We start from the raw sequence: 15,157 nt of genomic DNA, 5'->3' as shown, positions 1-15,157 counted from the left end.
CTACGTTTTGACTTAGTTTTGGCTAAAAACAAAGTCAAAAAATATCTTTTCTCACTGCATTTTTCAGAAGTATCCTTCACCCTTCATTCTGTTCCTGTTTTTACTGAAAATCAATTTGTTAGGGATGATTGCAACCACCCTTCACCAATCAAGTAACAGAAAAACCACCTTAAGCCCAAGTTAAAACGCTTACTTAATACAAAAAGATTATTAAATAGTTGCTTTTGTGCTTTTTAATCATTAAGTTTATTCCGTGATATATAAAATAACACTTTAATAGTATTAACCAATAAATTTAAGGAACATGAGGACGATAACATTCAATGAGCTTAGAAAAATTAAAGATTCATTGCCAAACGGTAGCATGCACAGAATTGCAGATGAACTCGGTCTAAATGTGGACACAGTAAGAAATTTCTTCGGTGGGCGAAACTTCAAAGAGGGGAAAAGTGTAGGTATTCATTTAGAGCCCGGACCAGATGGTGGACTCGTTGTAATTGATGATACCACTGTACTTGATAGGGCTCTTTCCATACTGGATGAAGTTCAAATGCAACAAGAAGCTGCTACCGAAACAGTCTAAAAACATATAAATAGTAAAAGGAATCCCAATTGAACCAAACCAGGCAAACAATTGGGATTTTTTATTGTTATTATAGTAGAAGGAAAACATAAATAATACGATAGAATTATGGAAGATAAACTAATAACTCTCGCCATCCTTACGTATTCGAAAGCCCAAATTCTCAAAAATGTTCTTGAGAACGAAGGAATAGAGGCATATATACACAATGTAAATCTTATCCAACCCATCGTATCATCGGGTGTACGCCTGCGGATCAAAGAAACAGACCTGCCACGTGCTCTGAAGATTATAGAAAGCTCAGCATGGTTATCTGCCGATATCCTGGGTGGAGAAGGGCATAAAGAGTCTCCAAAAGAGAATATTCCATCTAAAATCCTTATTCCTGTAGATTTTTCGGCATACTCGATGAAAGCATGTGAAATAGGTTTTCATTTGGCCAAAAGACTACATGCACAAATAGCTCTTATTCACGTGTACTTAACCCCGATGTATACTTCTGCATTGCCCTACGGTGATGTATTTAGCTATCAAATTAGCGATGAAATCGGTATAAAAGACACATTAAATAAGGTCAATGAGGATTTGAATGAATTATCTCAAAAAATTAAAGAGAAAATTACTTCTGGCACACTTCCTAATGTAGAATTTAGCTGCACCCTTAAAGAGGGGATACCCGAGGAAGAGATATTTCGATATAGCAAAGAGATAAATCCCATCATCATAATTATGGGAACACGTGGCAAAAATCAAAAAGATATTGACCTCATAGGCAGCGTAGCTGCAGAGGTTATTGAACGCAGCCGCATTCCAGTTCTTGCTATTCCCGAAAATACGCCATTTAGCGACTTCAATGACATAAAGCACATTGCGTTTCTTACCAACTTCGATCAACGCGACTTAATTTCATTCGATTCGTTTATTCAAGGATTAAGTAAATACAATTTCTCTGTATCACTAATTTCTGACTCAAAGGACGCATGGGGAGAGATAAAACTGGCTGGAATTAAAGAGTATTTCAAAAAACAATATCCCAAATTAAGAATAAACTACGATGTCATCAATGGTGAAGACATTTTATATAGTATGGACACGTACATTAAAAAGAATTCTATTGATGTACTTGCACTTGCATCATATAAGCGAAATATCTTTTCGCGCTTATTTAATCCGAGTTTAGCACGAAAGATGCTGTTCCATTCAGATACACCATTGCTAGTAATTAAGTAGGGAGAAGGTAAGAGCAAACAATCTTTAAATAGGTAAGAACCTGTGTTATAGTATGTTATAAACACAACTTAACATAATACCAATTATATTCTATATTTACCACTTATTATTGGAAGCTGCTGAATATCCAAATTGAACAGATATACAAATAAAAAAGAGGCTGTTCGAAGTGATTCGAACAGCCTCTAATAGTCTTTCAATAAGAACTTATAGCCCCATCAATTTTTCAATTTCTTCAAATTCAGCACCCATATTCAAGTTGTAATAAACTCTGTATAAACCTTGAATCCAAAGATCTCTTTCCTCTGGTTTGAGTTCTCTTGCTTTTTCATAATATGGTTTTGCATCTTCATAGAACTTTCTTAGAGTTTCTTGATCTTTAGCATATTGAGGACTGTCAATGTCTAAAGTCGCTTTTTCTGAGAAATCTTGTGCTTTTTGAAGATAAGCTAAACCTATATTTGAATAAGCTTCAGCATACTCACTATTTGTTTCGATCGTTTTTTTGTAATATACGATTGCATTGTCGTAATCTGCCATATTTTGATATAAATATGCTTTCACATAAAGATAAAAATCATTGGAAGGATCTTTTGCAATCATATTGTCGGCAAATGCCATTGCTTCTTCATTCTTGTTATTATTGCTGTAATAATCAATTAGATGACCAAAGAAGAATGCGTGTTCTGGGTATTTTGCAATACCGTTTTGCAATGTAGTCAGCCATTGAACTGTATCGCCTAGATTTTTGTGGGCTGTTGCAGCAAATTCCATAGCATATTTACCTACTTCAGCATCATTTTCTGCCAGTGAAGCATACTTAAGCATCTTGGCGTCATCTTGTTCTTTAGCAGCAGCCAATGTGGCATAATATGCTATTTGCCCCATAAGAGTATCTGTTTGCATAAAGTTTTCACTTTCCAGAATTGGGCTTTTTGAAGACTCAATATACAAAGAGAAGTAATCAAACGCTCTTGTATTGTTGTTTTCATTGAAAAAATAGATACCACCATTCAATAAATTAGGGCGCTCTTGTTTCAATGTAGCAGCATTTGTCTTTCTGTACTTGTTCTTGATTTTACCTTTTGCATCTGGAATTTGAGCCAACTCGTCAGCCTTCAGAAAATAAGTAAACATGTTAAAAATGCTATTATACGACTTTACAGTATCGTATTTTTGATTCAAATAAGCCTTTTCTGTCTCTTTATCGTAGTACTTCTTTGCAATAAGACCGGCTACATTCCAAGTTTCAGCATCATCCTTTGTTTCGGGAGATTGAAGTGCTTCGTTGATAAGCTTTTCAGCTTTCGCAAAATCAGGCTTTGCTTCTTTAGCTATTTTATCTGCGTCTTTTACTGATTTAACCTGAGCAAAAGCAAAGCTACTAGCCATAAGTAAAACCATTGAAAATAATACTTTTTTCATGATTAGTTTGAAATTAAAAAATTAATACTTTTATTTTTATTCATTATCTCCATTTGCTATCGTATCAGTTTCAGGATTCTCATTGATAGTTTCATCCATTTCTTCCGATACTTCTTCGGATGTTGTTACCTTGCAAACTGATGCTATCTGATCATTGCGCTTTTCTAAATTAATCAAGCGAACACCTTGCGTAGCACGTCCCATGATGCGAACATCTTTTACTTCAAGACGAATAGTAATACCCGATTTATTGATAATCATCAGGTCATTTTCGTCAGTTACCGACTTGATAGCCACGAGCTTACCGGTTTTATCTGTTACATTAAGTGTTTTAACACCTTTCGCACCACGATTTGTTTTACGGTAATCTTCTATTTCAGAACGTTTGCCGTATCCTTGTTCCGAAACAACCATAACTGTTTCTGTTTCAGGGTTTTTAATGCAAATCATTCCTACAACTTCATCTTCGCCATCCATATCGAGTGTCATACCACGTACTCCAGTTGCTGTGCGTCCCATTACGCGTACTGCGGTTTCGTGGAAACGAATAGCTCGACCATTGCGGTTGGCAATAATAATATCGTTGTTACCATTTGTCATGCGAACTTCAATCACTTTATCGTCCTCACGAATGGTAATAGCATTTACTCCATTAGTGCGCGGACGTGAATATTGTTCCAGCAATGTCTTTTTAATAACACCGTTTTTGGTGCAAAACAACACATAATGACTGTTTATGAACTCTGTATCATTCAAGTTCTTAACACGAAGGTAAGCATTTACTTCATCATCCGAATCGATGTTTAACATATTTTGGATGGCGCGACCCTTTGAGTTCTTTGAACCTTCAGGGATTTGATACACTTTGAGCCAGTAGCATCTGCCTTTTTGGGTAAAGAACATCATGGTATTGTGCATCGTAGCCGGATAAATATGCTCGATAAAGTCTTCATCACGAGTTTCAGTACCCTTGGACCCTACCCCACCACGATTCTGCGCACGGAATTCTGAAAGCGGTGTACGCTTAATATACCCCATGTGCGAAATGGTAATAATCATTTCATCATCGGCGTAGAAATCTTCCGGATTAAATTCTTCCGAGGAATAAACTATCTCCGTACGTCTCTCATCACCATATTTGGCTTTTACTTCCAATAATTCTTCTTTGATTACTTCAAGACAGCGTTCGTCATTATTCAGAATTTCTTCGTACTCGGCAATCTTCTTTTGCAATTCATCAAACTCGGCATGCAGTTTATCTTGCATCAGCCCTGTGAGTTGTCCTAAACGCATTTCTACAATTGCGCGTGCCTGAAGTTCTGAAAGTTCAAAACGTTCCATTAACCCTGTAATAGCTTCTGCCGGATTCTTAGCTGCTTTAATAATACGGATTACCTCGTCGATATTATCCGAAGCAATAATTAATCCTTCAAGGATATGTGCACGTTCTTTGGCTTTGCGTAATTCGAATTGTGTACGACGAATTACCACTTCGTGTCTATGTTCAACAAAGTTGCTGATCATAGCATGAAGATTCAACGTTTGTGGACGCCCCTTTACTAATGCTACATTATTAATACCAAACGATGATTGAAGCGCTGTCATCTTATAAAGCTTATTCAGCACTACACTTGCATTGGCATCGCGCTTAATATCAATAACGATACGCATACCTTCGCGGTCCGACTCATCATTAGCATTCGAGATACCTTCAATGCGCTTGTCGTTCACCAAGTCAGCAATATACTTAATGAGTTCCGCTTTGTTTACATTGTAAGGTATTTCAGTGATAACGATTTTGTCATGAGTATTTCCGGTTTCAATTTCGGCTTTAGCGCGCATTATAACACGTCCACGACCGGTAAGATATCCTTCTTTTACACCACTCATTCCGTAGATATAACCTCCTGTTGGGAAATCCGGTGCTTTGATGTATTCCATCAATTCATCTATGGTGATGTCGTTATTTTCGATGTAAGCAATACACCCGTCTATTACTTCGGAAAGGTTGTGAGGAGGCATATTGGTTGCCATACCTACCGCAATACCCGAGGCACCATTTACCAATAAATTCGGTATACGTGTGGGCATTACCTTAGGCTCTTTTAGAGTATCGTCAAAGTTTGGTTCAAAATCTACAGTCTCCTTATATAAATCCTGCATCATTTCTTCACCTAATTTATTTAGGCGAGCTTCGGTGTAACGCATAGCTGCGGGGCTATCACCATCGACCGACCCGAAGTTACCCTGTCCATCTACCAAAGGATATCGCATAGCCCATTCCTGCGCCATACGAACCATAGCAAAATACACAGAAGAGTCTCCATGTGGGTGGTACTTACCAAGTACTTCACCTACAATTCTAGCTGATTTCTTGTAAGGTTTATCTGAAGTATTACCCAGTTCCATCATTCCGTATAAAATTCTACGATGAACTGGCTTAAATCCGTCCCTAACATCGGGCAGAGCGCGTGAAACAATTACCGACATTGAATAATCAATGTAGGACGATTTCATCTCTTCTTCGATGTTAATCTTTATAATTCTGTCTTGTTCAAGCATTTAGAGAGTTTGTTAATTAAACATTTTATGGTTTGTAAAAACCATGCTAAATTACTGCTTTTTCAGGACATACAAAACGATTACATCAAAAACTTTCCAAGAAACCACCTCAACACGTAGGTTCTATGCTTTTTATAGCGAAAGACACTAGACTATGGCTTGTCGGAGTATGAAGCATAGGCTTTTAAGCAATCTCTTTTTCTGACTGTTTTTTGCTTCACTTCTCACTGTTTTTCGAACTGTTTCTCAGTGTTTTCTTAATACAAAAACAGTCAGAAATTCTCCAGAAAACCCTGTGAAGGATAAAATATAGGGTCTTCACACACAACTTACTTACTATCACTCACTTACAGCGTTTTGTGAAGGTGAAGACCTATCTCTCAAAACTCGAATTGGAGTGTATATCCAGCGTATTAACACATATTAAGTGTAAAGAGTAAGAAAAGTTGGCACATAATTTGTTATACTATTCAAAAATAACGGCATAGAGCAGATATCATTAATTATATTATTATATTTGTAATAAACTAAACCGATTAATAACGAAGGAGATACACATATGAATAATCAATTCTCACAAAAAGTTTCCGAAGTCATTGGTTATAGCAAAGAAGAAGCCAATCGCTTACACAATGGCTATATAGGACCCGAACACTTGTTGCTTGGCTTGATACGCGACGGTGACGGGAAAGCAATAGAAATATTGACAAGACTCAAGATAGACCTCCCTGCTGTAAAAAAACAATTGGAAGGCGTTTTGAAAAACTATAAAGATGAAATGTTATTGCCAAATGCAGACGTTCCATTATCTAAAGAATCGGCTAAAATTCTAAAAATGTGCTTGTTAGAAGCAAGACTTTTGAAAAAGGACACAGCCGATGTAGAGCATATGCTATTAGCTATCTTAAAAGATAAAAATAACATTGCAGCTACTGTTTTAGGCGAAAACGATGTGGACTATAAGAAAGTATTTGAACAACTTTCTTTACAGCCAGATATTTCGTCCGGACTTGGTTTTACCGAAGATGACGACGAGGATGAAGACGAATTTTCTTCAGCTTCCTCGCAACAACAAGGAGATAAAAAACAAACCACCACATCAAAGAAAGCAGCCAACGATACTCCTGTACTTGATAATTTCGGCACAGATATGACGAAAGCTGCCGAAGAGGGAAAACTTGATCCTGTAGTAGGGCGTGAGCAGGAAATAGAACGTTTAGCTCAAATCCTAAGCCGCAGGAAAAAGAATAACCCTGTATTAATAGGAGAACCAGGTGTAGGGAAATCGGCAATAGTCGAAGGTTTAGCACTACGCATCGTACAGAAGAAAGTGTCGCGCATCTTGTTCGACAAACGAGTTGTGGCACTTGACATGACCTCTGTTGTAGCCGGAACGAAATATCGTGGACAGTTCGAAGAGCGTATCCGCTCTATCCTGAATGAGTTGCAAAAGAACCCGAATGTTATTTTGTTTATAGACGAAGTTCATACTATTGTAGGTGCAGGTTCGGCCACCGGCTCAATGGATGCAGCCAACATGTTGAAGCCTGCCCTGGCACGCGGAGAGATACAGTGCATTGGTGCTACTACTCTCGATGAATATCGTAAAAACATAGAAAAAGATGGTGCTCTTGAACGTCGTTTCCAGAAGGTTATGGTAGCTCCTACTACTGCCGAAGAAACACTTCAAATCCTTAAAAACATAAAGGATAAGTATGAAGAACACCACAATGTGAACTACACCGATGCTGCTTTGGCAGCATGTGTCAAACTGACAGACCGCTACATTACCGATCGCAACTTCCCTGACAAGGCTATCGATGCTTTGGATGAGGCAGGATCGCGCGTACATATTACTAATGTAACTGCTCCAAAGGAGTTGGAAGACCAGGAACACCTCATTGAAGAAGCTAAGTTGAAGAAAAATGAAGCCGTAAAACTTCAGAACTACGAATTGGCAGCCAGCTTCCGAGATAAGGAAAAAGAGCTGAGCAAACAACTTGAAGTAATGAAAGAAGAATGGGAATCGAGCCTGAAGAGCAATCGCCAAACAGTAGACGAAGAGGATATTGCGAATGTTATTTCAATGATGTCAGGAATTCCGGTACAACGCATGGCGCAAGCAGAAGGGCTGAAGCTGGCAGGTATGAAGAACAAACTTGAAGAAGAAGTTGTTGGACAGAACCCCGCTATTGAGAAGCTCGTAAAAGCTATCTTGCGCAGCCGTGTGGGATTAAAAGACCCCAACAAGCCGATTGGCACATTTATGTTTTTGGGGCCCACAGGCGTTGGTAAAACACACTTGGCGAAAGAATTGGCGAAGTATATGTTTGGTTCTTCGGATGCATTGATACGTATTGACATGAGTGAATTTATGGAGAAGTTTACCGTATCAAGACTTGTCGGAGCACCTCCGGGATATGTAGGCTACGAAGAAGGTGGACAGCTTACCGAAAAAGTTCGTCGCAAACCCTACTCCATCGTCTTGCTCGATGAAATTGAAAAGGCACACAGTGATGTATTCAACTTGTTGCTGCAAGTAATGGACGAAGGTCGTCTGACTGACAGTTATGGCAGAACAATTGATTTTAAAAACACAGTTGTCATCATGACTTCCAATATAGGTACGCGTCAACTCAAGGATTTTGGTCGTGGTGTTGGTTTTGCCACACAAGCCAATTTTGACGACAAGGAACATTCACGCAGTGTAATTCAAAAAGCGCTGAACAAATCTTTCTCACCCGAGTTTCTTAATCGTGTAGATGAGATTATCACATTTGACCAACTATCGATTGATGCTATCAAACAAATTATAAACATTGAGTTGAAAGGACTCTATGAGCGAATAGAATCAATTGGTTATAAACTTGTTATCGACGAAAATGCCAAAGAGTTCATCGCTACAAAAGGATATGATGTGCAATACGGTGCTCGCCCACTAAAAAGAGCAATACAAACATATCTGGAAGATGGATTGTCTGAGATAATTGTTTCGGTAAAAGCACAAGAAGGCGATACTATTCATGTAATCCTTAATGATGAAAAGGGCGAACTGGAAATGAAAGTGAACCCAATTGTAACAGAATAACATGTATATTGCAATACGTCAAAATGTCAGACCTGTTGGTCTGGCATTTTTTTTGTCCTGTTTTTCGTAAAACAATAATTAATAACATAAATAAAATAAGGTATGCAAAAAGGTCATATTGGGGTTACTACCGATAACATCTTCCCCGTTATCAAAAAATTCTTGTATAGTGACAATGAAATCTTTCTTCGCGAAATAGTCTCCAATGCGGTTGATGCCACACAAAAAATGAAGACATTAGCTTCTATGGGCGATTTCAAAGGAGAACTTGGTGACTTAACCGTACGTGTATCACTAAGTAAAAAAACACTAACTATTTCCGACCGTGGTATTGGACTTACAGCCGAAGAAATTGATAAATACATTAACCAAATTGCTTTTTCGGGTGCAAACGACTTTCTTGAAAAGTATCAGAAGGACGCCAATGCCATTATCGGACACTTCGGATTGGGTTTTTATTCTTCGTTCATGGTATCGAAAAAAGTAGAAATCGTAACGAAGTCTTATAAAGACGATGCTCCTGCTGTGAAATGGTCATGCGATGGAAGTCCCGAATTCACCATCGAAGAAGTGAAGAAAGCCGATCGTGGTACAGACATCATACTTTATATTGATGATGAGTCGAAAGAATTTCTCGAAGAAGCACGCATCTCAACTCTGCTAAAGAAGTATTGTAGCTACTTACCAATTCCTATTGCTTTTGGTAAAAAGAAAGATTGGAAAGATGGTAAACAAGTTGAAACAGAGGAGGATAACATCATTAATGAAACACATCCAATCTGGACACGCAAACCAAGCGACCTTACCGATGAAGATTACAAGAAATTCTACAGCGATCTTTACCCAATGTCTGATGAGCCATTGTTTTGGATTCACCTAAATGTGGACTATCCATTTCACCTCACGGGTATTCTTTACTTCCCAAAACTAAAAAGCAATATCGATTTGGGCAAGAATAAAATTCAGTTGTTCTGCAACCAAGTGTACGTTACCGATTCTGTAGAAGGTATTGTTCCAGACTTCCTTACTTTATTGCATGGTGTTATCGACTCGCCGGATATTCCATTAAATGTATCACGTTCCTACCTGCAAAGCGATTCTAACGTAAAGAAGATATCAACATACATCACAAAGAAGGTATCAGACCGCCTGCAATCTATCTTCAAAACAGATCGTAAGCAATTTGAAGAAAAGTGGAATGACCTTAAGATATTTATAAACTATGGTATGTTGTCGCAAGAGGATTTCTACGAAAAGGCAGAAAAATTTGCTCTGCTTGGCGATACCGACGGAAAGTTTTATACATACGAGGAATACAAAACACTCATTAAAGAGAACCAAACAGACAAAGATGGCAACTTGATTTACCTCTACACCAATCATAAAGACGAACAATATAGTTATATTGATGCTGCAGCAAACAAAGGTTACAATGTACTCCTTATGGATGGACAATTGGATACTGCACTCATCAGTATGCTGGAACAGAAGTTTGAAAAGAGCCGCTTTACACGAGTTGACAGCGATGTGGTAGACAATTTAATTGTGAAAGAAGATAAGCAAGCCACTGCCCTTGCTGCAGACAAACAAGAAGCTCTTTCAGAAGCCTTTAAGAGTCAGTTGCCTAAAATTGAAAAAGTGGAATTTCATGTATCAACGCAAACATTGGGCGAAAACAGTAGCCCAATAATGATTACTCAAAGCGAATATATGCGCCGTATGAAAGACATGGCAAGTATTCAGGCAGGCATGAGTTTTTATGGAGAAATGCCCGATATGTTTAATTTGATACTCAATTCCGATCATAAACTTATCAAAAAGGTACTTGCTGATGAAGAAGAAGCTTGCCAAGCTCAACTCATACCTATCCAAACAGAAATTGATGATGTGAATAAGCTTCGCAATACGCTTAAAGATAGTCATAAAGAGAAGAAGGATGAAGAAATTCCTACTGCCGAAAAAGATCAACTTAAAGAGTTAGATAATCAGTGGAATACACTTAAAGCTAATAAAGAAGGAATTTTCGCAAAATACGCGACCGATAATAAGACCATCCGCCAACTTATTGATCTTGCTTTATTACAAAATAATATGTTGAAAGGAGAAGCGCTTAGCAATTTTGTGAAAAGAAGCATTGATATGATTTAACATCATACAGATTAAAACGCTACTAAAAAAGCATTACGAAGTATTTCGTGATGCTTTTTTTTGATTATTTAGCTTGAAATAAAAACATTTGCAAAAAACTTATTGTTATATTTGAGAAATTCAAACAAATAGCTTTTTTGCAAGTAACAACTTTCTATGAAAAAATACCTTATACCATTAATAATCAGTTTATTTATACAAACAAGCGCACAGGCGCAGAAGGTCGGTCTTGTGTTGAGTGGTGGTGGAGCAAAAGGTCTTACACATATCGGTATTATACGTGCACTCGAAGAGAACAATGTGCCTATAGACTATATAACAGGAACCTCCATGGGCGCCATTATCGGTTCGCTCTATGCAATGGGTTATTCGCCCGATGAAATGACAGAATTGATTCGCTCTGAAGATTTCAAACGATGGTACACTGGTACCATTGAAGAAGATTATATTTATTATTTCAAAAAAAACCGAGATAACCCACGCTTCTTTAACCTACGTATCTCATTAAAGGATTCCCTTTCAAACATAGGTAGTCAGCTGACATTGCCTACTAACATGGTAAATCCTATACAAATGAATTTGGTTTTTATCCAACTGTTTGCTTCAGCCACAGCGGCAGCAAATAAAGATTTCGATAACTTATTTGTTCCGTTTCGTTGTATAGCGTCGGACGTTCATAATAAAGAACAGATAATATTAGGATCGGGGGATTTAGGAGATGCCGTACGAGCTTCTATGAGTTTCCCGTTTGTATTCAGGCCGATTGAGATAAATGGCACATTAGCATATGATGGCGGTATTTACAATAATTTCCCTACTGATGTTATGATTGATGACTTTTCCCCCGATATCATTATTGGTAGTGTGGTAGCAAAAAACCCTAGCAAACCCGACAAAAATGACCTGATGAGTCAGATAGACAACATGGTAATGCAGAAAACAGACTATACCATGGCAGACTCACTGGGTATTCTGCTTACATTTAAGTATGAAGATGTAAACCTATTGGATTTCGACCGTATCGATGATCTCTCTAAAATTGGATACGACCGCACCATTAGCATGATGGATTCGATAAAAACCAGAATCAAACGTACGGTTAGTGCAGAGAATGTACGCCTACGCCGACTTGTTTATAAAAGCAGTTACCCCGAACTTCGATTTAAGAGTATTGAAATAAAAGGTGCTAACGCGCAACAGAGGGAATATATTGAGCGGGAATTTCATAACTCGGACGATGACATATTCACTTACGAAGATCTTAAGCGCGCCTATTTCCGTCTACTTTCTGATAATCTGATATCGGAAATCATTCCACATGCAGTTTATGACCCAGAAACTCACCTGTTCGATTTGCATTTAGATGTAAAATTGCAAGCAGATTTTTCTATACGTGTAGGAGGTGGCGTTTCTACAAGTAGCTCCAACCAGATTTACATTGGTTTAAGCTATCAGGACTTAAACTATTATTCCAAAGAGGTTTCGCTCGACGGTCAAATCGGAAAAATATACAACAACGTGCAACTTATGGCAAGAATGGACTTTCCTACAAAAATTCCAACCTCATACAGGCTTATTGCCTCATATAGCACATTCGATTATTTCAAAGACGATAATATTTTTTCCTCGCATAACAAGAATTCCTTCACTAAGAAAGAAGAAGCATTTGTGAAACTAAAGGTAGCACTCCCTTTTATGTCAAGCAAACGTGCTGAGTTTGGATTTGGAATAGGAAAACTGGAAGACCGTTACTTACAATCGGATATTATTGATTTGAACGAATACAAATTTGATAAAAGCATCTATAACCTCATAGGGGGTTCTTTGAGTATAAATGGAAGCACACTCAATGCCCGGCAGTATGCTACTAAAGGTTATCGTGAAGAAATAACGGCACAGATATTTACTGGAAACGAAAAATATTATGCTGCCAAACAAGATGAAATGGCCGAAAAGTATAAAAAAGACCAATCATGGCTGCAAATCTTATATATGCGCGAAGAATATCACAGAATAGGGAACAAATTTACCTTAGGTTCTCATATTCAGGCACTATATGCATCCAGGAACTTTTCGGAAAACTATGCGGCAACTATGATGCAAGCAGGAGATTTTTCGCCTACACCGCATAGTAAAATGACTTATAATGATGCCTTTAGAGCAAATCAATACGTGGCGGCTGGCATTAAACCTATATTCCATCTGAACTCACTACTCCATTTGCGCGGAGAATTCTATGGATTTGCACCCATATTTCCAATCGAGAAACAATCGACCAACAAAGCGTATTATGGCGATGTCTTTTCTAAGTTTGAATACATTGCAGATATTTCTTTAGTTTGTCAGTTGCCATTCGGTGCTATTTCAGCGTATGTAAACCATTATAGCTCACCGAAAAGAGAGTGGAACTTTGGACTTTCATTGGGTTGGAATCTATTTAACTATCGTTTTATTGAGTAAATAAGCGCAAAAACTTTGTAGAAACATTTTGCTTTTTAATAAAAAACCGTATCTTTGCACCCGTTAAAAGAAGGCCGCGTAGCTCAACTGAATAGAGTAGCTGACTACGGATCAGCCGGTTACAGGTTTGAATCCTGTCGCGGTCACTTCCAAAACAATCGGTCGCGTAGCTCAACTGAATAGAGTAGCTGACTACGGATCAGCCGGTTACAGGTTTGAATCCTGTCGCGATCACGGAAAGAGGCACTTTTAAGGTGCCTTTTTTCATTTATAGATATTCATTTATTCATTAACATACAGAATTATGGAAGAAACACCAAACTGCCCAAAATGTGGCATGGAGAATACATACTTTGACGGCTCACTAAATGTTTGTCCCGATTGTTTTCATGAGTGGGCAACAGGCGAAGAAAATACTTCAGCAAGTGATGATACACCAAGAGATAGTAACGGTGCAGAATTGCAAACAGGAGATTCGGTAACAGTAATCAAAGATTTGAACGTGAGAGGATCTTCGTTGGTTATTAAACGAGGAACGAAAGTAAAAAATATCCGCCTGACCGACAATCCGGAAGAAGTTGATTGCAAAATTAATGGTTCGGGAATCGTATTACGAACAGAGTTCTTAAAGAAAGGATAAAAAAAACAATTAGTTGTTCAAAAAATGGAGTGATTTTTACTCCAATTTTGACTGACTTTTTTAAAAAACTGACTGAGTTTTGACACAAAACTCAGTCAGTTTTTTTATGTTTAGCACTTAATATTCAACTCATTAAGCACGCGTCTTATCGCTTCAAACGTTTTTATACGTGTAGGTACAAGAGGTAAACGAAGTGTGTTATTAATCATTCCCATAGCATGCAGAATACACTTTACACCAGCTGGATTACCATCAACAAACAGTAACTTAAAGAGTTCTGTAAATTTATGGTGAATGGTTAGTGCATTGCCATAGTCGCCTTGTAGCGCCAAGCGAGTCATTTTACTAAATTCTTTGGGAAATGCATTACCAATTACCGAGATAACTCCCACGGCACCAAGTGTTATAAGCGGGAAAGTTATTCCATCATCGCCCGAAATAACATCAAAATTGGCTGGTTTATTTTTAATAATATCATCCATTTGGGTTATATCTCCCGAGGCTTCCTTAATAGCAACCACATTTTTGAAATCACGTGCAATACGCAATGTTGTCTCTGCGGTCATATTAACACCAGTTCGACCTGGTACATTGTATAAAACAATAGGAAGTTTGGATGCTTCGGATATAGCTTTATAGTGTTGATAGATTCCTTCTTGCGATGGCTTATTGTAGTAAGGAACTACAGAAAGAATGGCATCTACACCGGTGAAATCGTCGTTTTTAAGTGTATCAACAATTTCGCGCGTGTTATTTCCCCCCACGCCCAATAAGATAGGAACTTTTCGGTTAGCACGTTGGATAACAGTATCCTTTACTAATTTCTTTTCCTCGGCACTCAATGTGGGTGTCTCGGCGGTTGTTCCCAGCACACACAAAAAATCAGCATTATTTTGCACCACATAGTCCACTAATCTAACTAATGCTTCAAAATCAATACTTTCGTCTTCCTTGAAAGGAGTAATTAACGCTACCCCCATTCCTTTCAATCTGATCGTCTGTAACATGTGTATTATTTCGT

General features: G+C 38.0%; 9 protein-coding genes and 2 tRNA genes. 8 read left to right on the top strand and 3 right to left on the bottom strand.

The genetic code is table 11. The features are described 5' to 3' along the window. Window positions 1-304: 304 nt before the first annotated feature. Together D0T50_RS08505 and D0T50_RS08500 are read left to right on the top strand one after the other, a co-directional pair. Entirely contained in the window at window positions 305-583 is a 279-nt protein-coding gene (locus tag D0T50_RS08505) for a DNA-binding protein (protein ID WP_163223099.1), read from the top strand. A 108-nt stretch (window positions 584-691) separates the two neighbouring features. Further along, entirely contained in the window at window positions 692-1,813 is a 1,122-nt protein-coding gene (locus D0T50_RS08500) for a universal stress protein (RefSeq protein WP_163223098.1), read from the top strand. A gap of 207 nt (window positions 1,814-2,020) precedes the next feature. Here the strand turns inward: D0T50_RS08500 and D0T50_RS08495 are convergent, their stop codons facing one another. Both D0T50_RS08495 and gyrA read right to left on the bottom strand, forming a co-directional pair. Then, window positions 2,021-3,238, bottom strand: a complete 1,218-nt coding sequence (locus D0T50_RS08495) for a M48 family metallopeptidase (RefSeq protein WP_163223097.1) — start codon at window positions 3,236-3,238, stop codon at window positions 2,021-2,023. 36 nt (window positions 3,239-3,274) lie between these two features. Then, on the bottom strand, window positions 3,275-5,800 hold the full coding sequence (gene gyrA, locus D0T50_RS08490) for a DNA gyrase subunit A (RefSeq protein ID WP_163223096.1): 2,526 nt from the start codon (window positions 5,798-5,800) through the stop codon (window positions 3,275-3,277). Window positions 5,801-6,359: 559 nt separating this feature from the next. Between gyrA and D0T50_RS08485 the strand changes: the two genes are divergently transcribed. From D0T50_RS08485 to D0T50_RS08460, 6 genes are all read left to right on the top strand, one after another. Then, window positions 6,360-8,888, top strand: a complete 2,529-nt coding sequence (locus D0T50_RS08485) for an ATP-dependent Clp protease ATP-binding subunit (RefSeq protein ID WP_163223095.1) — start codon at window positions 6,360-6,362, stop codon at window positions 8,886-8,888. 102 nt (window positions 8,889-8,990) lie between these two features. Beyond that, window positions 8,991-11,036, top strand: a complete 2,046-nt coding sequence (gene htpG / locus D0T50_RS08480) for a molecular chaperone HtpG (RefSeq protein WP_163223094.1) — start codon at window positions 8,991-8,993, stop codon at window positions 11,034-11,036. Window positions 11,037-11,192: 156 nt separating this feature from the next. Beyond that, window positions 11,193-13,496, top strand: a complete 2,304-nt coding sequence (locus D0T50_RS08475; protein WP_163223093.1) for a patatin-like phospholipase family protein — start codon at window positions 11,193-11,195, stop codon at window positions 13,494-13,496. 72 nt (window positions 13,497-13,568) lie between these two features. Further along, window positions 13,569-13,642: transfer RNA gene (locus D0T50_RS08470), tRNA-Arg, on the top strand. A 14-nt stretch (window positions 13,643-13,656) separates the two neighbouring features. Next, window positions 13,657-13,730, top strand: a tRNA-Arg gene (locus D0T50_RS08465). Window positions 13,731-13,800: 70 nt separating this feature from the next. Then, window positions 13,801-14,136 (top strand): zinc ribbon domain-containing protein YjdM, encoded by a 336-nt coding sequence (locus D0T50_RS08460; RefSeq protein WP_163223092.1) that lies wholly within the window; start codon window positions 13,801-13,803, stop codon window positions 14,134-14,136. Window positions 14,137-14,246: 110 nt separating this feature from the next. Here the strand turns inward: D0T50_RS08460 and dapA are convergent, their stop codons facing one another. Next, window positions 14,247-15,143, bottom strand: a complete 897-nt coding sequence (gene dapA / locus D0T50_RS08455; RefSeq protein ID WP_163223091.1) for a 4-hydroxy-tetrahydrodipicolinate synthase — start codon at window positions 15,141-15,143, stop codon at window positions 14,247-14,249. Window positions 15,144-15,157: the final 14 nt, after the last annotated feature.

The organism is Bacteroides sp. 214, from assembly GCF_010501015.1.
Taxonomy (GTDB): domain Bacteria; phylum Bacteroidota; class Bacteroidia; order Bacteroidales; family Bacteroidaceae; genus Bacteroides.
The sequence above is the reverse complement of the archived record's forward strand: the minus strand, read 5'-3'. Positions and strand labels throughout refer to the sequence as shown.